General features: G+C 49.2%; 23 protein-coding genes. 6 read left to right on the top strand and 17 right to left on the bottom strand.

What is annotated here, in order from left to right; genetic code table 11:
- Positions 1–71: 71 nt before the first annotated feature.
- From AC2YIT_RS00950 to AC2YIT_RS00890, 13 genes are all read right to left on the bottom strand, one after another.
- Positions 72–683 carry an RNA polymerase sigma factor gene (locus tag AC2YIT_RS00950; RefSeq protein ID WP_430843352.1) on the bottom strand — a complete coding sequence of 204 codons (612 nt, stop codon included), beginning with the start codon at positions 681–683 and terminating at the stop codon, positions 72–74.
- A 290-nt stretch (positions 684–973) separates the two neighbouring features.
- Positions 974–1441 (bottom strand): RidA family protein, encoded by a 468-nt coding sequence (locus AC2YIT_RS00945; RefSeq protein ID WP_106598504.1) that lies wholly within the window; start codon positions 1439–1441, stop codon positions 974–976.
- Positions 1442–1478: 37 nt separating this feature from the next.
- A complete protein-coding gene (locus AC2YIT_RS00940; RefSeq protein WP_487277958.1) occupies positions 1479–2960 on the bottom strand; it encodes a PQQ-dependent sugar dehydrogenase in 1482 nt (493 codons plus the stop codon).
- Positions 2961–3063: 103 nt separating this feature from the next.
- The gene (locus tag AC2YIT_RS00935; RefSeq protein WP_430843356.1) at positions 3064–3495 is read right to left on the bottom strand and encodes a c-type cytochrome; all 432 of its coding nucleotides are present in this window, start codon (positions 3493–3495) and stop codon (positions 3064–3066) included.
- Between the two features lie 127 nt (positions 3496–3622).
- On the bottom strand, positions 3623–5356 hold the full coding sequence (locus AC2YIT_RS00930; protein ID WP_487277957.1) for a PQQ-dependent sugar dehydrogenase: 1734 nt from the start codon (positions 5354–5356) through the stop codon (positions 3623–3625).
- A 181-nt stretch (positions 5357–5537) separates the two neighbouring features.
- Positions 5538–6788 carry an amidohydrolase/deacetylase family metallohydrolase gene (locus tag AC2YIT_RS00925; protein ID WP_430843360.1) on the bottom strand — a complete coding sequence of 417 codons (1251 nt, stop codon included), beginning with the start codon at positions 6786–6788 and terminating at the stop codon, positions 5538–5540.
- A 55-nt stretch (positions 6789–6843) separates the two neighbouring features.
- Complete coding sequence (locus AC2YIT_RS00920) at positions 6844–8064, bottom strand: aminotransferase class V-fold PLP-dependent enzyme (RefSeq protein ID WP_487277956.1); 1221 nt, start codon at positions 8062–8064, stop codon at positions 6844–6846.
- Between the two features lie 247 nt (positions 8065–8311).
- Positions 8312–9886: a SusD/RagB family nutrient-binding outer membrane lipoprotein gene (locus AC2YIT_RS00915; protein ID WP_487277955.1), complete on the bottom strand. Its 1575-nt coding sequence runs from the start codon at positions 9884–9886 to the stop codon at positions 8312–8314.
- Between the two features lie 14 nt (positions 9887–9900).
- Entirely contained in the window at positions 9901–13359 is a 3459-nt protein-coding gene (locus AC2YIT_RS00910; RefSeq protein ID WP_487277954.1) for a SusC/RagA family TonB-linked outer membrane protein, read from the bottom strand.
- A 130-nt stretch (positions 13360–13489) separates the two neighbouring features.
- Entirely contained in the window at positions 13490–14527 is a 1038-nt protein-coding gene (locus AC2YIT_RS00905) for a FecR domain-containing protein (protein WP_487277953.1), read from the bottom strand.
- Between the two features lie 69 nt (positions 14528–14596).
- Positions 14597–15139 (bottom strand): RNA polymerase sigma factor, encoded by a 543-nt coding sequence (locus tag AC2YIT_RS00900; protein ID WP_430843370.1) that lies wholly within the window; start codon positions 15137–15139, stop codon positions 14597–14599.
- Between the two features lie 302 nt (positions 15140–15441).
- Positions 15442–16545 (bottom strand): lactonase family protein, encoded by a 1104-nt coding sequence (locus AC2YIT_RS00895; RefSeq protein WP_430843372.1) that lies wholly within the window; start codon positions 16543–16545, stop codon positions 15442–15444.
- A gap of 35 nt (positions 16546–16580) precedes the next feature.
- Positions 16581–17318 (bottom strand): carbohydrate-binding family 9-like protein, encoded by a 738-nt coding sequence (locus tag AC2YIT_RS00890; protein ID WP_487277952.1) that lies wholly within the window; start codon positions 17316–17318, stop codon positions 16581–16583.
- A gap of 292 nt (positions 17319–17610) precedes the next feature.
- Here AC2YIT_RS00890 and AC2YIT_RS00885 point away from each other — a divergent pair, with 292 nt between their 5' ends.
- The 4 genes from AC2YIT_RS00885 (at position 17611) to AC2YIT_RS00870 (ending at position 21226) form a co-directional block, all read left to right on the top strand.
- Complete coding sequence (locus AC2YIT_RS00885) at positions 17611–17898, top strand: hypothetical protein (RefSeq protein ID WP_223403178.1); 288 nt, start codon at positions 17611–17613, stop codon at positions 17896–17898.
- 131 nt (positions 17899–18029) lie between these two features.
- The gene (locus AC2YIT_RS00880; RefSeq protein ID WP_430843377.1) at positions 18030–19565 is read left to right on the top strand and encodes an MFS transporter; all 1536 of its coding nucleotides are present in this window, start codon (positions 18030–18032) and stop codon (positions 19563–19565) included.
- 42 nt (positions 19566–19607) lie between these two features.
- Positions 19608–19859, top strand: coding sequence for a DUF6814 family protein (locus tag AC2YIT_RS00875; protein WP_430843379.1), 252 nt, complete (start codon positions 19608–19610; stop codon positions 19857–19859).
- Positions 19860–20044: 185 nt separating this feature from the next.
- Positions 20045–21226, top strand: a complete 1182-nt coding sequence (locus AC2YIT_RS00870; protein WP_487277951.1) for a thiolase family protein — start codon at positions 20045–20047, stop codon at positions 21224–21226.
- 3 nt (positions 21227–21229) lie between these two features.
- Here AC2YIT_RS00870 and AC2YIT_RS00865 read toward each other — a convergent pair whose 3' ends face one another.
- Positions 21230–21733, bottom strand: a complete 504-nt coding sequence (locus tag AC2YIT_RS00865; RefSeq protein WP_430843383.1) for a GtrA family protein — start codon at positions 21731–21733, stop codon at positions 21230–21232.
- A 228-nt stretch (positions 21734–21961) separates the two neighbouring features.
- Here AC2YIT_RS00865 and AC2YIT_RS00860 point away from each other — a divergent pair, with 228 nt between their 5' ends.
- Positions 21962–22510: a hypothetical protein gene (locus AC2YIT_RS00860; RefSeq protein ID WP_430843385.1), complete on the top strand. Its 549-nt coding sequence runs from the start codon at positions 21962–21964 to the stop codon at positions 22508–22510.
- On the opposite strand, the gene AC2YIT_RS00855 is transcribed toward AC2YIT_RS00860, so the two are convergent.
- The 3 genes from AC2YIT_RS00855 to AC2YIT_RS00845 form a co-directional block, all read right to left on the bottom strand.
- Complete coding sequence (locus AC2YIT_RS00855; RefSeq protein WP_487278480.1) at positions 22511–23467, bottom strand: SMP-30/gluconolactonase/LRE family protein; 957 nt, start codon at positions 23465–23467, stop codon at positions 22511–22513.
- A gap of 114 nt (positions 23468–23581) precedes the next feature.
- A complete protein-coding gene (locus AC2YIT_RS00850) occupies positions 23582–25111 on the bottom strand; it encodes an alpha-amylase family glycosyl hydrolase (protein ID WP_487277950.1) in 1530 nt (509 codons plus the stop codon).
- Positions 25112–25120: 9 nt separating this feature from the next.
- The gene (locus tag AC2YIT_RS00845) at positions 25121–25696 is read right to left on the bottom strand and encodes a Maf family nucleotide pyrophosphatase (RefSeq protein ID WP_487277949.1); all 576 of its coding nucleotides are present in this window, start codon (positions 25694–25696) and stop codon (positions 25121–25123) included.
- A gap of 287 nt (positions 25697–25983) precedes the next feature.
- Between AC2YIT_RS00845 and AC2YIT_RS00840 the strand changes: the two genes are divergently transcribed.
- Positions 25984–26448: a MarR family winged helix-turn-helix transcriptional regulator gene (locus AC2YIT_RS00840; RefSeq protein WP_430843393.1), complete on the top strand. Its 465-nt coding sequence runs from the start codon at positions 25984–25986 to the stop codon at positions 26446–26448.
- Positions 26449–26484 lie beyond the last annotated feature (36 nt).

Below are 26484 nucleotides of genomic sequence, written 5' to 3'. Positions count from 1 at the left end.
CCCGGTTGCATGCAGGCGCAACATCGCGCAAAAATTTGGTAATGGATTCGGGAGTAGCGAAGGGAATTCGGCTAGAATTGCAACGCGAAGCAAAGGAACAGCAGATTACTGATCGGATGAATGTGCTGTTTGAGCGCGGTGATCGCTTTAAAAAGAAGGTTGGCGACCGATTGCCGATTTACCTGCATGAGGTCGGCGATCTGCTCGTTGTCCATTCCTTCGAAATATTTGAGAAAAACGGCCTCCTTTTGGCGACGGGGAAGCTCTTCGATGGCGCACCGCACTTTGACCTGGCTTTCGTTCAGCAGTTCTTTTCTTTCAATTTCGGTTTCGACTGTCTGATAGTCGGAAACCTGGTGAGCTTCGTCGATGTCGAGGAAGGGATGAGAGCCATTGTGGCGCCGGAATTCCTGCATGAGCTGGTTGCGCAAAGCACGCAGGAAGTAAATGGTAACGAACTGGATTTGGATGTTCTGTCTCCTTTCCCAGATGTGAATCATCAAGTCTTGGATCGCGTCTTTAATGAACTCCCTGTCAGTGGTGAAATTGCAGGCGTAATTGAAAAGTGTGCGGTATTGTTTGTCGGCTAGCTGGCAAAACGCCAGACTGTCCCCGGTCTGGCTTTGGTGCCAGAGATTTAAAAGAATTTCATTCTCCTCAGCGATGCGTTGTTTCTTGTTCAATTCTTATTGGGTCAGTTAAACAAATTAACCGTTAAATCGTCATAATCTAAAATATAAGTCCGACTTTATTTTTTGTGAGCGAATTTAATCCTGGTTAATTGTATTATTCCGAAATAAAAGTTTGTCAAAAATTCGGTAAGTAATTGATAGGAGTGAAATAGTTACTTTAAGAAGTAGGAGGAAAAGGAGGAAGGGGAGGACAGAGAATGGAGGATGAAGGATGAAGGGAAGAAAATAAGACGATGACTTTCTCCCTTTCCTCCTTTCTCCCTCCTCCCATTCTCCCCATTCTAGACGTAAGCGATACAATCGATTTCAACGAGCGAGTCGCCTGGAACACCGCCGTATACCGCTACGGTGGTGCGGCATGGTGGTTTGCTGCCGAAACGGCCTTTGTAAGCTTCGTTCATGGCTTTGTAGTCGTTCAGGTCATGGAGAAATACGGAGCATTTCAGTACTTTTTCCATCGAAGAACCTGCTTTGATCAGCTCTTTTTCCAATTCATCGAGTACGTGCTTGGTGTGAGCAGTAATATCGCCGTCGAAATGTGCACCCTTACCGGCCACGAAAACGAGGTTATTGAACTTGGTATGGCCCGAGAAGAGAGGCACGTCCTGATACATTTCCACATCGCCCACTTCTTTTTCAGGGGCCGGCGCTGGTACAGCTGCCTGGACTTTCGATACAGCGCCGATGCCCGCGATGCCGGCAACCGATGCAAAAAGTTTTTTGATAAGAGATCTTCTTTCAGATTTCATAACAGATTAATTAAAGTTATATGTAGAACGAGATGTATTACGAGTTTTTCTTTTTGGCTTTTTTCACCAGTTTGTCATTGGCAGGGAATGTTATTTTCCAAAGACTTCCGCCGGCTTTGTTGCCTCCTTGTTTGCCTCCGTACTCGATGACATACAGTGTGTTACCAACCAGGAGGGCATCGGTAGGGGCTGTGAAGTTGTTGATAATGCTGGTGGTTCTGGTTTTGTAATTGTCGGTCTTTTTGTCATAAACCATTTCCAGGTGCAGCAGGTCTTTACCATACCGGCGCAGCGGGTTCGGGTTGACGACACCATTACGCGGACCGCCGGTATAGCGGATCACGAAGCCGTCACCGGTGAACTCTTTGCCCAATGCATTATGTGTATCAAAGAAAAGGCCAAGTGGCGACGAGTGCGCGTTGAATGTGCCCACCGTAACGCCGGTGGTGTCGCCGTCCATGACCACACCGGTTTTACGGTCGCGGTACTCGTTGGCATCCGGGCCCATGTTCTGTACCGAAGGCGAGAACTTCACGCCGGCAGGCCGTTTCGGAAAGTCGGGATCGTTGTGGAAATATTTCATGAGGAATGCAAATGCAAACTTGCTCAGGAAAGGGTCTTTTTCAGGGTCGGGATTGAAATCAGGGAATTGCTGTGGATTTTCAATACCTCCCATTACCCAGGGGAAACCGTAGTGGTGGCCCTTTCGTACCCAGAACATGTCCTCGGGATGGTCGTAGTCGCCGGAGTTGGAGACGGCAAAAAGATTGCCTTTTGCGTCGAAAGCCATGTCGTAGGCATTTCTGATGCCTTCCGCAAAGATGTAGCCGTCGGCTTTCAGCTTGGCGAGATCCGTGGACAGCAACAGATCTTTGGAGTTGATCGGGAAACGGAAAATATTCGCAGTGAGTGCGTTGTCACGCGCATTGGGATATTCGCCACCATTGTCCTGTACCTCGCCGTGGTCGGTGCGGGCGCCTGTATTGACGTAAATGTATTTGCCGTCCGGACTGATTTCCAACGCGTTCCAGCCGTGGTCGAAGGTGGTTTTGTTAGCGCCGTATTCGACTGTATTGAAAACTACCGTCATTTCCGGTTTGTCGGCACCCTTCGTCATTTCGTAGCGGACCATCCGGCCTTTGTTGCCTTTGTTGTTGTTGACGCTCACATTTCCGGCGAGAAAGAGGGTATTGCCGTGGAAAGCCGCTCCTTGCAGACGTGGAATACCGTGATCTTCGACGGATAACAGCTTTTTGCTCACAGGTTTGCCATCCTCGATGACGATTTTAACCACATCACCGAAAAACGTGGTGTAATACATTTCGCCGGTTATAGGGTGCTGAATCAGGCGCACCGCTTCCGGTTCTACTTTCATGTACTCTTCAATGGTAATGTCGTCGCGAAGTGCTTTGGGGACGGAGGTTGTGACCTCCCGCTGTTGTCCGAAAACATGGAACGTCATGCCCAGGGCGAGCGCCGACGTGAATCCGGATTTGATAATGCGGCTGTAATGTAACATAGTGTTTTTTATGGGGTTTAGGGGACTTTGACTTGGCTATCGGCAGTCGGCTATCGGCTTTTTTTAGGTTTGATAGCCGACTGCCGAAAGCCGACGTACTACATCACTCTTGTTTGCCCAAGTGCCGGATGTACGCTACAAGCTGCCAGCGCTGCTCGGCCGTGAACACATCCTGGAATGGCGGCATGTTACCGCGGCCGTTGGACATCTTCCAAAACAGTGAGCCATCGCTTTGCGCTTTTACCAGCGTATCGTGAAAGTTGGCTGGTTTCTGGCCCAATGCGCCGCCTGCCGCGCCGTCGCCGTAACCGCCTTCGCCGTGGCAGGAAGAGCAGTATAAGGTAAATAATTCTTCGCCTTGTGCGAGCGTGAGCGGCTCTTCGTGGTAGGGGTTTTTCAGCGTGTCAGCCCAGGCCGGCGCCTTCCAGGGCTCCTGGGAGTTGCGTGTGAAAGTGTTCTTCTCGGAAGAAAACCCCGCGAGGCCTATTCCGGAAAGCATGATAAAGCTTGCGGCTATAATGTTGTTTTTCAACATGAATATACAGAAATGGTGAATTAGTTACTTTCGCCATTCTTCCTCCAACCCCTTCAAAGGAACACTCAATTGCCGGAGAGTAATATCCGCTTAAACGGGGTTGGAAGATGAATGGCGTAATATCTCTTTACTTGATCGACGCCCGTACTTTGGCCACTTCTTCGGTTGTGACCGGGCTTGCATTGTTTCCGAAATTGCTCCGGATGTGGGTCAATACCTCTGAAATTTCCTCGTCTTTCAAAAAGCTGTGCTGGGGCATTACGTTGTTGTAGGCTTGTCCTTTTACCTCGATAGGGCCTTCCAAACCATTCAACAACACCTTAATCAGCCGCTCTTTGTCACCGGTAACCCATTCGGCACCTCCCAGCGGTGGAAAACGCTGCGAGTCGCCCATACCGTTGCGTTGGTGGCAAGCGCTGCAATACACACTGTAAACTTTTCCGCCTGCAACGGGTTTGTCTTTGTCCAGGTTGTCGTTCACAAAATCGGGTGTGCGGATATGGGTCATTGTCTTGCGTTGCTCCATTTTTGCCAACGCCGTTTTCGTGAATTTCTTTTTGTTGCCCTTGTAGGTCACTTTCCAGATCTTGCCTTTCTCGGTTTCGGCGAGGTAGATCGAGCCATCGGGACCCATGGCGATACCCATCGGGCGGTAAACCGCATCGCTTACGTTCACGATGGGATCAAGGCCGGCAAAACCGTCTGCAAAAATCTCATATTCGCCTGCTACCTGACCATTCTTAAAAGGCACAAACCCAATAAAGTAGCTCGACTGCGGATACGGAGCGCGGTTGGTAGAGCCGTGGAATGCGATGAATGATCCATTTTTATAATGCTCTGGAAATTGATTGCCCTGATAGAAAAGGATGTCGTTAGGCGCCCAGTGACCAGGGAAACCGATCAAAGGTTTCTCGTACTGGTCGCATTGACCTACAATTTTACCGTCACCGCCATATTCCGGGTTCAGTACTTTTTTGGCTTGCATCTGGTCCCAGTAGCAATAGGGCCAGCCTGCGTGGGTGCCTTCTTTAATTCTTAAAAACTCCTCGGACGGCAGCATAGCACTCTGCCAGCCATTATAGAGCTGCGGCCAAAGGCGCAAAAGGTCATCGCGGCCGTGTTGCACTGCATATAAATTGTTGTCCTGGAAATTCCAATCCAATGCCACGACACTTCTCAGGCCGGTAGCGAATTTGGTACCGTCTTTCTGCAACTGACCCGTTTTGTTCGCATCAAATTTCCAGATGCCGCCGTGGTCTTCCAGGATCGGGCACGGGTCCATACCTTTGGAGCCGGGCGTACGGTTTTGCTCCTGGCAGGCATTGGAATTCGCACCGAAAGGCACGTACATAAAACCCTTGTCGTCAAAGGTGATCGGCTTCGCAATGTGCTCATGCATTCCGTGGGGGTGATCGTCGGTCAATATCACTTCTTCCGGGCTTTCGGGAACCAGCTTGCCGGGAGTGAGTTTGTAGCGGTACACAACCAGTTCGGAGCTGAAATACAGGTAACCCTTATAAATACGCATCGCGGTACCATAGGCACGCTCTCTCGCAGCGCCGCCGAACCGTTTGATAACGTCAGCCCGTCCGTCGTTGTTGGTGTCGCGGAGCGCGATAACGGATTCGCCTTTGTCCGCAAACCGTGCTTTCACATAAATATCCCCATTATCATTCACGGCAATGTGCCTTGCGCGGCCCGGAAGGCTGTCGACTACCACCGTAGCCTCAAATCCGTCCGGCAAAAACAAGCCACCATTTTTGGTATTAACCACCGGCAAATCCCGGTCGGAATGCTGCGTAAACCCGAGCGCCAGCAGCATCAGGAGGGAAGCAGACAGTTTCAAGCGTTTCTTAAACATAGGTCAATTAAGAGGGGTTTAGGGACTTCGGCAATCGGCTGTCGGCAATCGGCTTTTTTTGTTCGTTGGTTGGCAGCCGAAGTACTATTTCAAAAACAAAGTTCAACTAAGAGAGTTTATGAACTTCGGCTATTGACAGTCGGCTTTTTGGTTTGATAGCCGACAGCCGACTGCCGAAGTACTACTTCAAATATATCGGCGTCGTAATGCCGTTCAAATCATAAACTATTTTTCCGCCCATGACAGTGAGTTCGCATTCCAGCTTTTCCTTGCCTTCTACTTTGTAGCCGGTTTTGTCATAAAAGCCGAAATTCCCTTTTCGCATTGAAAAAACGGCTACGTCGGCGATGGCGCCTTCGGAAATGTGGCCGAGCTGTTCGCGGTGGATCACTTTCGCGGGCTCCCAGGTGCTGGCTTTGATGATCGCCGGCAAATCCATGCCCATATTATAGAATTTCGACATAATGCTCAGCATGTCCTTCATCGAGCCGTTCATGCTACCGGTATGAAGGTCGGTACTAATGGTAGTAGGATAAAAACCGGCTTTCATCGCCGGGATCGCCTGTGAATAGTTGAAGCTTGCGCCGCCATAGCCTACATCGAATACAATGCCTTTCTTTCGGGCTTCGATTGCGAACGGTTTCACTTTTTGCGTCGCTTCGTCCACAATGGTTTCTCTGATATTGCCCTCGAGCAATGTGTATGCGTGTGTATAAATGTCGCCCGGGCGAAGATGCTTCATAAACAGCTCTTCGAGGGGAAGGGGAGGAGTGCTGCCTCCGAAATCCACCATGACGGGCATATTGGCTAATTTACCGGCTTTCACCGCATTATCCACCGGTTTCCAATCCTTACCTTGGAAATGGGCCACCTTGAAACCGACTATGTCGTTTCGGTTTCTGATGGCGACGCCAGCGGCCAGGTTCGGGTCCATATCGGCGGTGTCCTGCTCCCATGCACCGCCGCGCATGCCTTGTCCCACGATGTTCAGGAACGAGAGTACGCGGGTTTTAGAATTGAAAATTACATTATTCTTAAACTCGGAAAATGAATCCCAGCCGGCACCGCCCGCGTCGACGATCGTTGTCACGCCAACGCGGAAGGTGAAGCCGTCGGGTGGTAACGCCACCAAACCATTGCTGAGGTAATGGTTTGGCTCGGTACCGAAAAACACGTGTCCATGGATATCGATCAATCCGGGTGTAACATACATCCCTTTGGCATCCACCACCTGGCGGGCCTCCTTGGGATCGATATCCTTCGCCACTTTTTTGATCTTCCCTTCGAAAATACCGACATCCATCACCTGATTGATATTGTTCTTCGGGTCGATCACCGTGCCGCCTTTGATCAGTATGCTGTACGTCTGGGCATGAGAAGCCACACCAAGCAGACATGCCAGAAGAGTGAAAAGGATGGACCTGTGTTGCATTTTACTTCTTGAAAAAGGTTTGGGTTTAGGAAGAGTTAAATGGTACTGTACATATTTAAACAACTGCTTTCGACAGTTCTTCTTTCAGTCTGGATGCCACGATTTTCTCCTCGCCCGGTTTGAGCATCCAGGTGGTAATGGTCAGCGAATTGTTTTCGCCGGGCATTACCTCAATCGACGGGTTGCCTTTGCGCAAGCTCTCCTGTAATGCTTTCACAGGCAGGCTCACTTTGGCGGCATCCCACGACACTTTCAATGTGGGGGTATGGTTACCTAATTCAGGGACGGTTACTTCGGTAACGACACCTTTCACGCCTTTTACAGCGTTCTCAATGGTCGCGACGCGGTCCTCCCATATTTTCCATTCTTTTTTGTGATCCATCTTCACGAAATTGTCGAGCGCGACGTACATGCCGAGGATCTCTTCTTTATTCACTTTCATGCCGCGTCCGATGGTTGAGCCGCGCGGCGGCATGCTGAGGCGGGCTGCATCGATATATTGCTTTTTACCCATAAGGATACCCGCGCTTTGCGGCCCGCGCATCGCTTTGCCGCCTGATACACACACGAGGTCGAAGCCCAGGTCGTTGAAACGCCAGAGGTTCTCAACTGGCGGTACGTCGGCAGCCATGTCGATCATGGTAGGAATGCCGTTCTTTTTGGCGATTTCGATCCACTGTTCGTGTTTGATCAACCCTTTATCGGATTGAATATGGAGAAACCACATCAACGCGGTCTTTTCATTAATGGCTTTCTGTAACTCTTCCACAGTTTCAACCTGTACGATTTTACAGCCGGTGTTAGTCAATGCATGCGAATAACCGATGTTATGGCCCTTCTGAATGATCACCTCGGACTTCATTCCGGTACCTTCCAGATGCGGAAGCGCCTCCACTTTCTTTTGATCCATGCCGGTGAGCACGCCCGCGAGGCCGAGCGTCAGTGCCGAGAAGCAGCCGGCAGTAACCACAGCCGATTCGGCATGCGTAATAGCGGCGATTTTCTCACCTACTTTCGTTTGGACTTCATCTAGCATCATAAACTCCTTCGCCGCGCCCTGGATCGTCGCCACCACATCGTCCTGCATGAGGGAACCGGTCATCATTGTGTAGGTACCCGCTGCATTAATAAAAGTACGAATGCCGAGTTCTTTGGCAAGGTTGCGGACGGGAGCCTTGGCCAGGAGGCCAGCCGCTTCGGCGGTGCCATTGCCCAGGAATCCGCCCAGGAGGGGAACTGTGGACAGATGCTTGATTAAATCTCTGCGGTTTATCATAATGGTTAAGGGACTGAATAGATTGGTTAAAGGCTTGACAAAGAGGTTCAGACAGTATGCAGAGCAAGGATGCGTTTTATAGGGCCCGATACTCTGTTTTGTAGGATTATTTTTTTAATAATTAAAAAATTTAAAAATAAACTTTGGTCAATACCTGTTTCGATGCCTTTTTATTCCGATTGAGTGTTTTTTGAAAGTGCCTTCCGTTAAAATTGTTTCGGAAGGCACTTCTTACTACTCGTCTACTTTAATCTACATCCCACCAGATAGGGGTCGCTGCACTATCTTTTCCGCCAAGGTGCGTTGCCACGGCGGCCTTGACGGCGTCACCGCTGGAATTGGTTACAGCCGAAGGGTAAGTCAGTCTTTTAATGAATGTGCCGGCTGGAAGGTCAGGGTTTTTGGTGACAGCTACGGGATAAAGTTTAGGGTACCCCGTTCTTCTAAACTCCGACCATGCCTCGGTACCTTCGGGATAGAGCGCAATCCATTTCTGTGTGATAATCTTTTCGAGCTTTGTTTCGAAATTATCGGCATCGCTCCATTTGACGGTCACTTTGGTCTGTGGCGGAAGATTGTTCGCGGTATTTTTAGGATCCACGTAAGCAATCTGTGTGCCTGTGCTTAGCAGATATTCTTCTGCACCGCTTGCACCATTTGCTTTGAACGATGTTCGGATACCGTCTTCATAGAACTTCTGCGCGGTACCACCCATATTCCAGCCGCGTAACGCGCCTTCGGCTTTCAAGAAATAGCTTTCTGCGACATCCACCTGCTTTACGGGAGAAGTGGTTGAAACATTTGGAAGTGAATAGAACTGGTAGCGACTCTTTTCAGGGCGGTCGGAACCGGCACGAATGCCCTTGATTTTACCGCCTGCCTCCTTGTCGGTTGCCGGTACGGCATAAAGCGGAAGGCGTGGATCGTTGAAACCGGTCAGAAACGTTTCGATGGTTGCCGACAACCGCGTATCTGACCAAGCATTGGCCATGGTGTAGTATGGGTTGGTCGTAGTAGGTGTGACGGAGAACCCTATGTCGGTAAGCAAGCCACCGCTTTCAGCTGCGACTGCTTTTTCGCCTTCGGTTTTGGCTACATCAGGTTTTACTTTTGAAATGCGGATAGCCAGGCGAAGGCGCAAGGTGTTAGCGAGCTTGATCCAGTTGGTATATTCGCCGAGTAAAGACGATTTGTCCCATTTCGCGAAACGTGTTTTGTCTGCATTAGGGTTAGCTGCTTCGGCTGCTTTGAGCGCCGTCACCGCTTTGTCCAGCTCAGCGAAGAATGCAGTATAAGCCTCTTCCTCCGAGTCAAATGCTACTTGTGCGGCGGTGCCATATTTGGTGTATGGGTAAGGACCGAATGTGTCTACCAGGCGGTGCGCAGCTGCTACCTTGATAATCAGCGAGATCGCGTATAAGTCGGGATATTTGGTTTCATACCCTTTCTTCCACATTTGGAGCCACTGGTCCATTACGTTCTGAGTGGAAGTATTCCAGGCAGTATTGTTCCACCCGTCCACCATGAAATAGGTGGTCGTGTTCTCATTGTTCAGGAAGGGCGTAGGCGTTTCCAGATAACCTGCGTAAGATTCGGCTTGCAGGTTTTGCTGGGTTTGTACCGCCGTAGTGGTAGCAACGATGCGGTTCATCATCAAGGGGAGCAAGATACCTCCTTCATTGGCATCCTGAACGAGCTGCTCATCGGTAATGAGCTTTTCATCCTGGTTCAGAGTTTGCATATAGTCTGTGCACGACGATACGGAAAGCAGGCATCCGAGGGCCAGTACGCTGTATTTATGTTTTTCTACAAAGAATTTCATGAGAACGATAGTTATTAGAAGGTTGCACGAACTGTTACACCATAGGAACGGGTTGCAGGAATGCTGAACCCTTCGATTCCCTGCATAGCGTTTGCGGTAGTAATGCTGACTTCGGGATCAAACGGAGCGTCTTTATAGAAGAAGAATAAGTTTCTGCTGATAAAAGAAACGCTGATGTCCTTGATCGCTTTCGATACCTTGGGGAATGTATAGCCGATCGCGAGCTCGCGCATACGTACGTTTGTTGCGCTGAACATGTATTCTTCCGCGGCAGCTGCTACGTCACCTTTGCCTGAAATGAAGTTATAGTATGTTTCGGCCGGGATCGTTTTGCCGTTGACGTTTACGCCTCCTGCGTCGCGCGCCTCACCGGATCTTTTCGACAGCCCTTTGAAGTCCAGCCATTGCTCTGTCATGGAAGCGATTTTGCCCCCGAAACGGCCGTCTACCAGGAATGAAAGCGTTGCATTCTTGTATTTAAACTGGTTGTTGAAACCCAACAAAAACTTGGGGTTGGCATTGCCAAGGTATTGGTCGGTTCCGGCTGATAGCAGGGGAAGGCCGGTGGTCTCATTGTATTTGATATTCCCGTTTGCATCTCTTTGGTAGGTTTTCCCAAAAAGATCACCGTATGAACCGTATTCACGTCCGCCGAGGTTCGGAATACCTGGCCGGGTCAGGAACAGTTGCAGCATCCTCGTACTTCCGCCGGCCTGCAAAACAAACCAGTCGGATTTGAGCAAACTACTGAGCTCTCTTATCTGGTTCACATTTCGCGAGAAATTTAATGCGGGAGTCCAGCTAAGGCCACCGCCAAGGTCTGCCTTGTAGCTCAATGTTGACTCGAAACCTTTGTTGCGTATGGTACCCCCATTGATCCAGAAGTTCGACGCGCCCGCACCAGCCGGTGCCTGGATCTGAAATACTTGGTCATAGGTTGTTGCATTGTAATAAGTGAGGTTGAAGCTCAGCTTATCTTTGAAGAAACGCAACTCAGTACCGATTTCGTAGGAACGAGTGCGCTCCGGTTTAAGACTCGTAGTATCAGTTCCACTGAAAAACGGTAGCGTGCCACGACCATTCACGTTTTCGTCGTTCGACAATGAATAAGGCGGTGTCCAGTTGGCGACCCCGAATGGCAATGCATTCCCCACTTCTGCATAAGAAGCACGGACTTTTGCAAATGACAGAATGTCGCTGGGTTTTAAATGTTCGGTCAACACATAAGAGAGACCCACTGAAGGGTAGAAGAACGATTGGTTCACCGTCGAAGACCATTCCTTTCTTGCCGTCAGGTCAACAAAGAAAGTCTCCTTGTAGCCCACAGTGGCGGTCCCGAAAAGGGCCTGTGAAAGTCTTTTCTGCAAGCTTTCGGTAGCATTGAAGAAGCCTTGACCAGTAAGACTTTGCAATGCATATACGGAGAAATAATTGGGGTAGGAGAGCGTGTTGGTTGCCCCGTTGTTACCCACGTTCATGTCGTAAAACGTATTCTGCGTGTTGCTGAAACCCAAAGTGGCAGAAAGGAACAGATCCTTGCCGAATGCTTTGGTCCCGCTAAGCAAAAGATCTGAGTAAAGCTGGTCGGTATTGGTGAGGTTTTTGCGGTATCCGCCATTGCTTCCTACGAGTGTCGGGTCGGATGACGCGTACTGGCGCAGCTCGTAGGTGTCCTGTACTTTGTCGTAGGTGGCGCGTCCTTGCAGGTTCAGCCAGTCGGTGATAGCCCATTTAGCAGAGAACGCATAAATAGTGCGGTTCCGGAACTGATCGGTCTGGTTGCGTTTGGCAAGCCAGTATGGGTTCTGGTTGGAGCTGGCTTCGTTTTTAATGTATGGCCAGTTTTGAACATTCATCAAACGGTTGGGATCCCACTTTTCGAAATTGTTGCCACTGTATTTTGAAAAATCATCACCGGTTGGAAACAGGTAAAGGCTGAAAATAGGGCTGTAATAGAACCCGGACTGCGGGCGATTGTATACCTTTTGTTCGATATAATTAACCGATGCGTCAAGAGACAGTTTGTTGTTGAAGAGTTGTGTCGTCCCGCGAAGGTTTACGTTGTGACGGTTATAGTCGTTTTCCGGAACAATCCCGTTCGCTTTGGTATTGGCGTAAGATACATAGAATTGGCCAATGTCATTACCGTTGGTGATGGAAAGGCTGTTTACAAAAGTTTTGCCGGTCTCGAAGAAATCTTTCAAGTGCTTATCGCTGCCGTTAGTGATTTTAGGTCCCCAGCTGTCATTCACCGCGGTATTGGCTACACCGCCGTAGCCTTGTCCGTATGAAGTTTGTACCTGCGGTAATGCAATCGGGTTTTCAAAATTGGCAGTGGAAGAGAAATTGATTGATGCGTGTCCTTTCCGGCCTCTTTTGGTGGTTACGAGGATTACCCCGTTGGCTGCCTGGCTACCGTACAAAGCAGCCGCAGAAGCTCCCTTAAGAATCGAAATGTTCTCGATATCCTCCGGGTTGAGGTTTGAAATTGCATCACCAGCATCTCGCGTATCGAACAGAGTGCTTCCTTGTGCACCATTTGCATTGTTCATGGGGATACCGTCGATCACATACAGAGGCTGGTTGTTGCCGGTGATAGATTTGTTACCGCGGAGAAGCACTTTGGAAGATGAGCCCGGTCCGCCGGTCCCTTTTGTGATTACCACCCCGGCCGCTTTTCCAGCGAGTGAGTTCACCATGTTGGGATCTTTCACGCGGGTAAGCTCTTCACCGCCGACATTCTGTTGGGCGTAGGTCATGCTTTTAGCGTCTTTCTCAATACCAAGCGCAGTTACGACAACTTCGCCCAATTGCTTTACATCGTCCAATAAAACAATGTCGATCACCGAGCGGCCGCCGACGGTGATCTCCTGACTGGTATAACCGATAGAAGAAATGATGAGTACCGAATTGTCGTCGGGCACGTTGATCGAAAACTTGCCGTTGATATCGGTGGTCGTACCTGTAGTCGTTCCCTTTACAAGGATGTTGGTACCGGGAACACCTGCGCCTTTGGCGTCTTTGATTGTTCCGGTTACTTCTTTGGCGAGTGTTCTGGCTGACGTAGTTGAAACAGGGGTTTCGGTAACTGCGGCACGGGATACCGGTTTGTCGTTGATTACGATATTATTGTTAATCTGGGTATAACCAAGCCCCGTACCGGCCAATATAGTTTCCAATACCTCTTTCACAGTTCTGCTTTCCAGAGAAACTGAAATGCGTTTCTTTTTGTCGATTCTTTCAATGCTGGTGACAAATTTGAAATCACTTTTTTTCTCAATGGCTAAAAAAGCTTTCTGTAAAGTAACATCTTTCAGGTAAAGCGAAATCTTTACTTCCTCGATGCTCTGCACGGAGCCCGGATTCACCGCGAAGACCGGTCTGACGATCGACAGGGTCATGATCATCAGCACGAATAACTTCCAATACCGGTTGGCGGCATGGTGATTTTGTACTGGTAATAATTTGCTCATACGATTGGGTAGAAAAGGTTAAATTAGGAATTGAGGGATTATATAAAACTGCACATGATAATACTGATCGGTAAATGGATATTTACGCGTGAAGGCAGGTAGCCTGGGTCTGTATATGTCTATTTTGGGTTTATCTGCAAGTGCCGCCGCGAATGGTAACCTGGTTACCCACAACGTTGTAGCGGAACGAATTCGAAATGCTTAACAGTTTGAGCACATCCTTTAATGTAGCACCTTCATTGAAGTTGGCCATAACACGACAATTGTTTAAGTTTTTATCCGTCAGAGTGATTTCTACACCGTAGTGCTCTTCGAGTCTGACGATTACTTCACTATATGTGTTGTTCCTGAAAACAAGTTGGTCTTTACGCCACGCACCAATGTCGTACGTGCTGACGATGTCTATATACGTTTCATCTTTTTCTGTGTTAATTACCAGTTCCTGCTGCGGGGTGAGCTGTGTAATGCGGATGGGCGAACCCTTCTCGATTTCTTTGCTAACCTCCACTTTACCCGTGGCTACGGAAACAGAAGCTGTTTCATCGCCTTTATAAGCTTTTACATCGAACGATGTTCCCAAAACCCTCGTCGACACCTTCTCACTCTTCACGATAAAAGGTTTCTCCGGATTAGGTACTACCTCGAAAAACGCTTCTCCCTGCAGGTAAACCAGCCTTTCATCCCCGTCGAATGCCTTAGGGTATTCGAGTTTACTGTTTTTGTTGAGCCATACCTGGGTCCCGTCGGGCAGTTCTATGCTCACAATGTCTTTGGTGCCGCTGGTGCGGGTTTCCATGGGCGCGCGGGCGATGTTTCGCGAATCATGCTGCCTGCTTACCAGGAAATACCCTAGCCCTGTTGCAAGTAAAACCCCTGCGGCGGCCATCCACGAGCTCAGCTTGAAACACCGAGGTCGCTCCTGAATTTCTTCTTCGGGCCGGCTTTCCTGCTCCGCCATCTTTGCGTGCAGCTTCGCAAGCCCGTTGTCCAGGCTGAATGCCGGATCGTTTTCCGGTCCTTTTTCCTGCTTCCACGCTGCTTCTATCTGTCGGAACAACAGCAGGTTATCATATTCTTCAAGCCACCATTCCATAGCCAGTTTTTCTTCCGGGCTGCATTCGCCAGCCAGATACTTGGCGATAAGGGGCCATGGTGTGTGATCGGACATCAAATTCAGAGCTTTCTAACGTTAGGACAAATAAAAAATGGGGGCACCCCCATCCTTCCAGAATTTTTTTTAAATGTGATAGGTTTTTTGCAGAAGTTTCAGCTGTTTGATAGCCTTACCCATTTGGTTTTCTACTGTTTTGGCGGAAAGGGAGAGGATTTCGGCGATTTCGTTGTAGGTAAATCCTTCGAAGCGGTTGAGCTGGAAGATCGCTTTTCTTTTTTGCGGGAGATAATTAATGAGGTCGGTAATGCGGGTTTCGAGCTCGTGATACATCAGTTCATCGTCCGGACCGGGCGTTTCTTCGATAATATCGTCGCTGAGCTCTTCCATAATGTGTTTTTCCTGCTTCATGTAGTTGATGCAGGTGTGCCGCGTGGCGGTGAAGAGGTAGGAACGGACATTCTTTTCGACCGTCAGGCTGTCGCGTTTTTCCCAGATCCGGAAAAACACATCGGCTACGATTTCTTCTGCGAGGTCCTTACGATTGTTCAGGTAAGTGGCAAAACGGCATAGTGAGTAATAGTATTTCCGGAAGAGGCAATCCAGCGCCCGGTTATCTCCTTGCTTGATCAGGGAAATAAGAAGCAAATCATCCTGGCCGTTCATCATAAACTGTGGCTAAATTGGGTATCAGGTAATTCCAAAACTTTATTCAATGACCTTGTCGGGGCGTCCGGAGTGATCGGCTAATGTCAGCTTATTTAGAATCTGTACAAGTCAATTTTTGTGCCAGACATCAAAATAATAATATTTTCTTTGGTGTATTTTAAATAATAACGAAGAATAGCATTAGGATTTCTAAAATTAAAAAAGTTGCTAGAAAATAAGCGCCAATCGCTGAAAAATTTATTCGATATTGTTTTTTCAGCTACTGGCGCCTATTTCTCAAAGAGGCGATGTCGGTTCGGGAACTAGTTGAGGAACAGTTGCTTCACGCATACGGGCGTAGGCGTGCTGATCTCTTTCCCGGTATAAGTCAATTGACCGGTTGCCACGTCGCGCTTGAAGAACACGGCATTGTCGTTGTCGCGGTTGGTTACAATCGCAAATTCACCCTTCGCGTCGATCAGGAAATTGCGTGGGTGCTTGCCGTGGGTATCCGCGTGGCCCGCTATCGTCAGCTTGCCGGTTTTGGCGTCTACGGCGTAAATGGCCAGGCTTTCGTGGCCGCGGTTGGACGCGTATAGAAACTTGCCATCGGGCGAGAAATGAATATCCGCAGCGTAGCTTTTACCCGTGAAATCCGAAGGCAGCATGGTCACGCGCTCGAAGGGCACCAATGCACCGCTACCCTTCACGATCTTAAAAGAATTCACGACAGAGGCCAGCTCGCATGCAGAATAGCCGAAGTTGCCGTTGGGATGGATCGCGAAGTGCCGTGGACCGTCGCCAGCTTTCACCTCCGCATAAGGTACGGCGCCAGGAGTAAGTTTACCGGTCTTCGGATCAACGGCATACACCATAATCTTGTCGATGCCGAGGTCGGAAGCATAAATGTATTTGCCGTCCGTCGAAGGGATAATCGAGTGCATATGCGGCTTCTGATCAGCACGGCCTTTATCCTGAATGGTATCGGCCAATGCACCAATACTGCCATCCGGGTTCAGTTTGTATACCGCCAGGTCGCCGCTTCCGTAGTTCGACAGGTAAATAAAGCGCCCCTTTGGATCAACGCTGACGTGGCACGGACCGCGGCCTTGTGCAGGCTGGGTATTCAATGCGGTCAGTTTGCCGGAAGCCTGGTCAATGGCATAGGCAGATACCGTGCTATTCCCCTCATTGGCCGCGTAGAGATACTTTTTGTTGGGATGGAATTCGAGGAATGAGGGGCTTGTTTTGCTCGTCAATACCTGCAACTCCTTGAAGGAATAGTTGCTGCGGTCGAATTCATATACATAAATACCCTCGCCCTTCTGCGTATAGGTACCGAGGTACAGTATTTCCTTTTTGGGTTTCTGCGCAAAAGCTGCCATAGCCGACAATAAAAGGATGAATGAAAGAATGGTTCGTTTCATGATTCAGGAAAAGATTGAGATAGATTATAATGCTGTTATTCAAACACTAACGTGCCGAATTTGTTGAATTCGTGGAAGCTGCCCCCGGTTTTTTGCCAGGAATAATAGGCTGTTTCGCTGTCGTAGTCGATGCGGTAGAAATTGCCGCGCCATTTGTCGCCCGGCTTAGGTGCCGCATTGGCAATGGGGTTCATCAAAGCGAACGGAATGAAGAACTCGGCTTTCCAGCCTTCTACGGCTGCCATACTCTTCTTCTGTCCGCCCTGGGCGCTGGTTTCGTGCTGTACGCGGTTGCGCTCGTTATAATGCCAGGGTTTCCAGCCTTGTGCGCGACCCTTGATGTTCGGGACGAGGATCGCGAGCTCATAATTCAATGGCGAAACTTCATATTCGAGGTAAATGGGTACCGAGGTGTCAGGCCAGAGAAACACTTCCACCACATCCTCTTTGAACAACGCGCCGAAATCTTCCATGATGGTGGAGGTTAGTTTCTGGTCGCTACAGTCGAACAGGAAGTACATGCCCTTGTCGGAATAGAGGATTTTGACGCGGGTAGGAAACTGTTTGCCGGGCGTGGACTGGTTGGGGCCTTTCTGAACGGTGAGGTTAAACCATTGCGCGGCTGACCAGTTGGAGGCGGTACCTTCGCCGTTTACTTTGAAGTCGGTCGTTTTCCTGACCGTCAGGGAAGAGTCGGGAACAGCGTTGGCTGCCTGTCCCCGGCACATGAGGCCGCAGGCGAGCAGTCCCATGAGAACAATTTTTTTCAACATTCAATAAAAAGGGTTAGGATTGGGAAACTGGTTCAGGTACGGTCAAGTGCGTTCATTTGCAGTCAGATGGGCAGATCGTTATCCGGCGATGCAGGCATTCCGGTGCAGCACGCGACGATTTTTTTTTCACTCTGGCAATTTCAAGAGGTTTTTACATTTTACCAAATCATTATTTTTGTAGTGTCAATTATTGATGAAATCTTTCGACAGGAAAGAGAATAGGGTAGCGGAATATTTTAATAATTTAGGTCGTACGTTTAAAATTGAAACCATTTAACAACAGAACACTGTCATGATACGCGAAAGTGGAGAACTGGCCTTTGCTGATATCAGCGAGGCGATTTTAGAACCAGCTGTTTTCCCTGACTACCAAGGGAGCACAAAAAAGACCCGTCCGGTAGCGCAAGATCCCTACGGAGATGATGACGACGAAGATGAGGACTTTGATGAGGATATCGATGATGAAAAAGTCATTGACGAATATGATGAAGATATAGAAGATCGCGAAGTAGTTATCGAGGACGGAGACGAACTCCTCAGAAGACTGGACGACTTCGATGATGACGACGACGATTTCTGATAATCGTTAGCGAATTAAGACGCGCCTCTGGATCATTTCCAGGGGCTTTTTTATGCATGCGTTATGAGTATTGAAACGATGGTTGTGCCTTATTCACCTAAATTGTTCAATTCCTCACCTTTCCTAAACTCATGCGTTCAACCGAATCCAATGTTACCCAAAGCATTACACAGGTAATCGCTGCTTCTTCATTAGGTACTTTAATTGAGTGGTATGATTTCTACATTTTCGGGAGCCTGGCGGTTATCATCGGCCAGCAGCTTTTTCCGAGCGACGCCGGTGCCTCGGCGCTCATCAACACGCTGGCAATCTTCGCCGCAGGATTTATTGTTCGCCCCTTTGGCGCATTAGTGTTCGGTCGCCTGGGCGACTTAATTGGACGTAAATACACGTTCCTGCTGACGCTCGTGTTGATGGGCGGTTCCACGTTTCTCATTGGCCTTATTCCTTCCTATTCGAGCATAGGTTATGCGGCGCCTATTCTTGTTTTGATCCTCCGCCTCGTGCAAGGACTCGCGCTCGGGGGCGAGTACGGAGGCGCGGCTACGTACGTGGCCGAGCATGCGCCGGCGGGCAGACGCGGCTTTTTTACAAGCTGGATCCAGACCACTGCTACACTAGGGCTATTTCTTTCCCTGGGTGTAATCGTTTTGACCAAAAATATCCTTGGGGCCAAAAACTTCGCCGACTGGGGCTGGCGCATTCCCTTCCTGGTATCGATCCTGCTCGTAGTGGTATCGATTTACATCCGGATGAAAATGCATGAGTCGCCGGTGTTCTCGAAACTTAAAGCCGAAGGAAAAGTCTCCGCTAACCCTTTGAAAGAAAGTTTTCAGAAGAAAGCGAATTTTAAAATGGTTCTTGTAGCATTATTTGGAGCTACTATGGGACAGGGTGTCGTTTGGTACACCGGACAGTTTTATGCGCAATCTTTTTTGGAAAATACCTGCAAACTCGACTTCAACGAATCGCGGTATATCTTGCTGTGGGCGATCGTTTTTGCGACGCCGTTTTTTGTGATTTTCGGTTCCTGGAGCGATAAAGTAGGCCGAAAATGGATCATGCTGGCGGGGATGTTGCTCGGAGTGATTTGCTACCGTCCTATTTATCAATATTTCCTCGATGCCACGAATGTGAAGGAAATGCAGAAAACCATGCTCCTGAGTGAATCGGAACCGGTTGTAGAGCGTGGGCTGGTGCCGGATAAGGCCGATTCCCTGATTACGACTACCGTTACCAAAACGCTGACAAACGGCATGACTTTCAAAGAATCGAAGATCGAAGTGATCACACAAGATGTATTGGCCGAGGTTCCTGCGGTGCAAACGGTAATTAAAGACGTGACTTTATCGCAGAGCTCTTATATCGTTATCATCTTGCTGGTTTTCTTTCAGGTGGTGCTCGTGACGATGGTTTACGGCCCGATAGCGGCATTCCTCGTGGAGCTTTTCCCGACTCAAATCCGGTACACTTCGATGTCGCTGCCTTACCATATCGGGAACGGCGTTTTCGGCGGGCTGGTACCCTTCATTGCGACGCTCATCGCCTCATTCCAGGGCTCGACGCCGCTTTCGGGGCTTTGGTATCCCATTGGCATCGCCGCATTGTCATTTATCATCGGGGCCGTTTACATCGACAATCGCCGCGACGATAATGTCATGGATTGAGTATTTGAGAATAGCATTTGACATTTAAATAACCAATAGAAAATGAGTGGTTTAAAAAAAATACTAGGTCTTCTCTGGATCGCACTGGGTCCTGTTATTATCCTGTTCCTCTTCATGCAGGCAGCCGATAAAATCGCCGCGGCAACCGAAGGCATCGCCCGCACGAACACCACCCTGCAGTGGGCGATTATTATCCTGATTTTTATCCCCATCTGCACCGGTCTGGTAATCTTCGGCTATTATGCCTGGAAGGGCGAGTACGACCACCTGCCGGAGAGTTCGGAGGAGCTTTGAATGATTTTTGAATGATTGAATGATTGAATGACTGAATGAATGAATGACTGAATAGTTTTGTTTTGAATAGTGAGATAATTTATATATTGGGGGTCGAGGGTTGGCCAAATTATCTAAAATATTCAATCATTCAATCATTCAGTCATTCATTCATCATTCCCTCATTCAATCATTTAAAATTCATCATGCAAACCGACACCTTCATTCTCTCCGCCGCCCGCACACCCATTGGCAGTTTCGGGGGTATTCTTTCTTCCGTACATGCCGCAAAATTGGGTGCGACTGCTATTCAGGGCGCGCTTGCGAAATCCGGAATCGAGCCGGCTTCGGTCGATGAGGTGCTGATGGGCAATGTAGTTTCTGCCAATCTCGGGCAGGCGCCAGCCCGGCAAGCTGCTATTTACGCTGGACTACCGGTTTCGGTGATTTGCACGACGGTCAACAAAGTTTGTGCTTCCGGGATGAAAGCAACGTCGCTCGGTGCGCAGGCCATTCAACTGGGTGATGCGCGCATCGTGGTGGCCGGCGGAATGGAGAATATGTCCCAAATCCCTTATTATTTATCCAAAGGCCGGAACGGCTATGGTTACGGGCACGGCGAAATTATTGATGGGCTCCTGAAAGACGGGCTTACCGACGTGTACGACCAGATCGGGATGGGTGTTTGTGGCGATAAAACGGCATTGAAATACAACATTTCGCGGGAGGCTCAGGACGAGTTCGCGATCCGTTCATATCAACGTTCGGCGGAGGCTACGGCTAATGGGTCGTTTGCCGATGAAATCGTGCCGGTTGAAACCGTATCCCCCAAAGGCGAGACAACAGTTGTGGGCGAAGACGAAGAATACAAACGTGTCAAATTTGACAAAATTTCTACTTTAAAGCCAGTGTTTTCGAAAGACGGAACAGTAACGGCCGCTAATGCTTCGACGATCAATGACGGTGGAGCGGCATTGGTGCTAGCCGGTAGTGGTGTGGTGAATGCGGAGAACTTCAAACCTATTGCCCGCATTGTTGCTTACGCCGACGCGGAGCAGGAGCCAGCCTGGTTTACGACCACACCCGTGCTAGCGACGGAAAAAGTGTTGAAAAAGGCGGGCTTGAAAATTTCAGACATCGACTATTTCGAAGTAAACGAGGCATTTGCCGTGGTAGCACTGGCCTATATTCAGGCATTGAACCTCGATATTGAAAAGGTGAATGTCTTCGGAGGGGCCGTATCGCTCGGGCATCCGCTGGGTGCGTCGGGTGCGCGCATTATCACCACATTACTGTCTGTTTTGAAGAGAAATAACGGCAAATATGGCCTCGCCGCCATTTGTAACGGCGGGGGAGGGGCTTCCGCTATAATCGTGGAAAGATTGTGATGATCAGCGGATCAGGATTTTCAGGCGATTGTAGAAACCGGTGCTTTTGAAAGTGAAGGTTTTGTGCAGAATGTAGTTGCTCACAAAGCTGAAACCCATCCCGATCACGTAGCAAACCATTTCGGTTACATTCACCTCTTTTTTGGCGAAGGAAAACTTCACTTTATAGACTTCCATACCCAGGTAGTCGATGAGTAGTTTCGAGGACCCGATGGTGAATGCCCAGGTAATGAAAAGCGAAACCATCGAAACCATCAGGAATTTCACCATCTCGCGGCGTGTCTGATTACTGCGTCGCGCATCGAATGCGAACAGTTTGGTAAGTGTAAAACCCCAGAAAAAACCGATAATGTACGAAGGGACAATGGAGTCACTCCAGGAGATATTGAACCAGTCCTGAATGAGACTGCTGGAAACTAACTGGATCAAGGCACCGGTACCCGCGACAAGAAAATAGGCAATGATATCTTTGGGATTGAAGATCTTGTTCTGCTTGATTTGGGTCACTGGTGTGTTAGTTTGTTTGGAACGGCGAACCTGAATGAGGCCCCAATATTAGAAAGAAAATGGTCTGGAAACAAAACAGGACCTTCGATTTTGAGTAAATGGGAGCGCCGGGGCTATGTGTCCATTTTACGCTGACAGTGGTGCCAGCCTTGAATTTATTCCCAAATTCTTTTACTTTAATCGCCATCTCAGCGTCTGCCTGAGGTACAACTTCTAACAGGATTATCGGTGAAAAAACTTTACATATGGTCGGTAATGGCAGCATTTGCCGCACTGGCTTTCTCATGCTCAGCCGCATTGCAGCGACGCTACGACCGCATGCACGGCACTTCGTCAGCCTCGACCTCGACGGACCGCTCTTCCCGCGATCCCGCGGGTGAAAGAAATGATCAGGCAGGGGATCCGGGTTACCGGAAGGATTATGATCGGGTAGTGGACGGCAACAGTTCGGCAGGAAGCGTAACCACACCCGCGAGCGGCAATGCGGATTACAACCAGCGGTTGCTGAACCAATATGCCGATATGGACAAGCTCGCGGAAGTGGTTTTGTATGAGTTGGACAACCTCGAAAACAGGTACAACAACCTGCTTAACGAATACAGGAATGCAAAGTCGTCGTCACGGCAGGTCATGGCTATGGAGCTCGACAAGATCAGCGACGACCGACTAATGCTGTACAAAGCCTATACGAACATTTACCGTAACGGCAAATCCGACTGGGCGAATGTAAAACGCGATGTAGATAACACGCTTCGCGAATACCGGAAGAAAAACTGATTACCAGTCTGCGCCTTTTGTATTGGTTTTAATGCGGCAAACGTAGCTGTCGACGGTCATATATAATGTAGAACCATCGTTGCCCCAGGCGCAATTGGAGGTCAGTTCGCCCATTTCTATGCGGCCGAGCAGCTTTCCGGCGGGACTGATAATGAGCATTCCGCCAGGTCCCGACGACCACAGGTTACCATCTTTGTCGATTTTGAGACCGTCGGGCAGGCCTGCCATGCCGCGCTTGCCCATAGGCGTAGCGTCGTAAATGAGTTTTCCCTTGCCTGCATTGCCGTTCGCATCGAGCGGATAGGCCATCCAGATCGACTTTTCAGGGTCGGATTGCGCGACATATAATGTCTTGCCATCCGGAGAGAATGCGAGGCCATTCGGGCGACTGAGATCGCTGACCTGCATTGTCACTTTGCCATCCTTGTTAATGCGGTACACGCCGAACTGCGGGATTTCGCGCGTCGGATCTTCGTGTTTCTTCATAAGGCCATATGGCGGATCGGTGAAATAGTAATCGCCATTGCTGTGCTGTACGATATCATTCGGGCTGTTGAAACGCTTGCCTTCGAAGTTATCGGCCAATGTGATTTTTCCGCCCACATTGAGTGGCATCGCGGAAATGCGGCGGTCGCCGTGCTCGCAGGAAACGAGGCGACCTTTGTGGTCGATGATGAGCCCGTTACTTCCAGGTTCATCGCTGTAAACGCCCCTTCCGGTATAGCCCGACGGTTCGAGGAACACCGAAAGCCCTTCTTTTTCATCCCACTTATAAACCTTGTTCCTGGGCACATCCGAAAACAGCAGGTAACCGCCCTCCTTTACCCAAACCGGCCCTTCCGACCAATCGAATCCCGATGCCAAAACTTCAATTTTGGCGTCTTTGGACAGCAGTTTTTCGAATGCGGGATCTTCATAAACAATCTTGCCCATGGTAGGGTAGGACTTTTGCGCCATAACAGTACAGGTCAGAAGGACGATCAGACAAGCGGAAATAATACCGGATTTCATAGGGAATGCATTAGCAGTACCGACATCGATTTAGCAATAAAGAACCGAAGCGGTGTTTCCCTACTGCTTATCGAACGGGCCGACATTCCGCGCCGGTGCCAGAATAATGCTGGAATGTGGGGCCAGGCGGTTCGTAGTCAACGTAGTTTCATGTAAAAGGTCCGTCGAAAACAGCACTTCGGTAAACAGTGACTTGTCATCCGGCAGTTGAAATTCCCTTTCATCGTCCCCTAGATTATGAATAACAATGAGCGAACGGTCGACGTGCGGGCGGAAATAGCCGAGCAACTGCTCATCGTGGAAGTGCACTGGTTGCAGGTTAGGCGCCAGGATCTGGTGCAGCGCGGGCTCGGTCCTGCGCAGGTGTATGAGATTTTTGTAATGATTGAAAACAGAAGTGGGATCGCCTGTCTGTTCCGAAAGGGGCGCCACTGTTTTCAGGGTAGTAAATTCCGGCTCGATCCAGCTGGTAAGCTGGGGATCGTCGGGATCATCGGTCCATAGGAATGGCTCGCGGATATACGGATCCGGTTTCTTGCCCAGCATTCCGATTTCTTCGCCATAATATAGATACGGTTGCCCCGGAAGGGTGAGCAGAATGCTGGCCGCGAGTTTGATCTTTTTGATGTTTCGGTCCACAACGCTACCAATCCGCTCCTGGTCGTGGTTGGTGAGCATGATCGCATTCACGAATAGCGGATTATACTGTTGGAATAGTTTGAAGCTGGCCTGTAACTTGTCGATGATCTGTTCGTCCCGCTGGGCTATGAGCATACGTTGAAGCGCAAAGCTGAGGTCAAAATGGAAAGTAGCATTCAGATTACGGAAATAGGGGGCTACTTCTTCCGTGTCGGCCCATACTTCGCCCACCGTAAATGCGTTTGGCTTGGCCTCGCCAATAATTTTCGAAAAAAACTGCCAGAAGGTGACGCTATCTTCGCTGTCCCACACAGGGTAAATGTGCCGCGCAGCATCGAGACGAAATCCGTCCACACCGATATCGTTCAGCCAGAACCGGACGATTTTGGCGATCTCTTCCCGCAATGCTTCCGAATGAAAATTGAGATCGGGCATCCCTTTGTAAAAAAGACCGTAATACTTTTCGTCGTCGCCCGGATTTTCGTGCCACGGGTATACGACCTGGGAGTCATCGGAAGTTTCCCGCTCGGAAATGCCCAGATGGTCAATCTGGTCTTCGGTCATCCACCAGTAAAACTGCCGGTAGGGACTATCCTTGCTTTTACGTGCCTCCTTGAACCAAGGATGCAATGTGCTGGTGTGGTTGATGATCAGGTCGAGATAAACGGCAATCCTGCGCTCATGCGCACCCGCGAGCAGGCGCTTGAAATCGGCCAGTGTCCCATATTCGGGCTCGATCGCGTAATAGTCGATAACATCGTATTTATGGTAGCTTGGCGAAGGGTGGATAGGCGTGAGCCAGATCGCCTCGATGCCGAGGTCGGCCAGGTAGTCGAGTTTGGAAATAATGCCGTTTAAATCGCCGATGCCGTCACCATTGGAGTCGCAGAAAGAACGGACGAATATCTCATAACAAACTTTCGGGATACTGGCTGACTTGTCTGCGAACATAGCGGGACATTATTGAAAATGCGGTTTCAATAACCGGTAAACAACCTGGACCGGCAGGCCCATGATCGTGTAGAACGACCCTTCGATTTTCTCTATCCCGACCATCCCGATCCATTCCTGAATGCCATAGGAGCCGGCCTTATCGAAGGGCTTGCATTGCTCAATATAGTGGTTGATTTCCCAATCTTCCAAGTCGCGGAAGTAAACTTCTGCCACGTCGGATATAGTTTCGATGATGCCATCCGATAACAAACTCACCGCCGTTACGACCTTATGGCTTCTGCCTGAGAGGATTTTGATCATCCGGAATGCATCGGCGGCGTCAGTCGGCTTGCCTAAAATGTAATGATCGGCGATTACCACCGTATCGGCAGTCAGTACGAGCGAACCAGGGCGAATGCCACGGAACTGCTCGGCCTTCTCCCGTGAAATATAGCCGGCTACCTCCTCCGCAGGAAGGTCCGCTGGGTAACTTTCGTCGGTTGGAAGGACTTCGACAGTGAATGCGAAGCCTGCATCGTGGAGTAATTGTTTTCTTCTGGGGGAGTTCGAGGCGAGGATCAGGGATTTCTTAAGGTCGATCATGTTGGGTGATTATCAATGGTCGCGTGTGGTCAGGTTAAGGTTATTGATTGTCAGGTGTGCTCAGGTGATGGTCGTTGATTGTCAGGTGTGGTCAAGTTATGGTCATTAATCGTCAGGTATTGTTGTGATAAGATTTAATGTGCTTGTAATCAGTTGCTTGTTGTCTTTTTGGGCGGGCTGCGGAAATTTTTTTTAAATATTTTTCGCCTCACTGAACTATTTCTTTGTCAATAGATGTTTCTACATTAAATGTATATACATCATTATTGCATTTAACGCGATTGGCTATGTCTATTGAAACTGATATAAAGCAGAAAAAATTTCGGAGCCCCTTCCAAAAGTTGGCATTAAACTTGATGTATACCACCAAGTGGCTCGAATATAAGCAGCTTGAATCTTTCAAGGAGTACGACATTACGCCGCAGCAATATAATGTGCTAAGGATTCTGAGGGGACAGCAAGGCAACCCGATCAAGGTGAGCGACATTACCGAGCGCATGCTCGACAAGAGTTCCAACACATCCAGGCTCGTTGACAAGCTGCTGGCGAAGAATCTGGCAAAGCGGACGTCATGTGAAAGCGACCGCCGCGCTGTGGATGTCGTGATAACCGAGGAAGGTTTGGCGTTGCTCAAAGAGCTCGATCCGTTTATCGAGGATTGGGAAAACCGGTTCAATATTATTTCCGAAGAAGAAGCCGAGCAGATCAGTGCATTGCTCGATAAGCTGCGGGAAAATGAAAATCAAGCTTAAAACACAATTAACACAAATCCATAAATCAATTTAATT

The organism is Dyadobacter sp. SRI_021 (assembly GCF_057586235.1).
The sequence above is the reverse complement of the archived record's forward strand: the minus strand, read 5'-3'. Positions and strand labels throughout refer to the sequence as shown.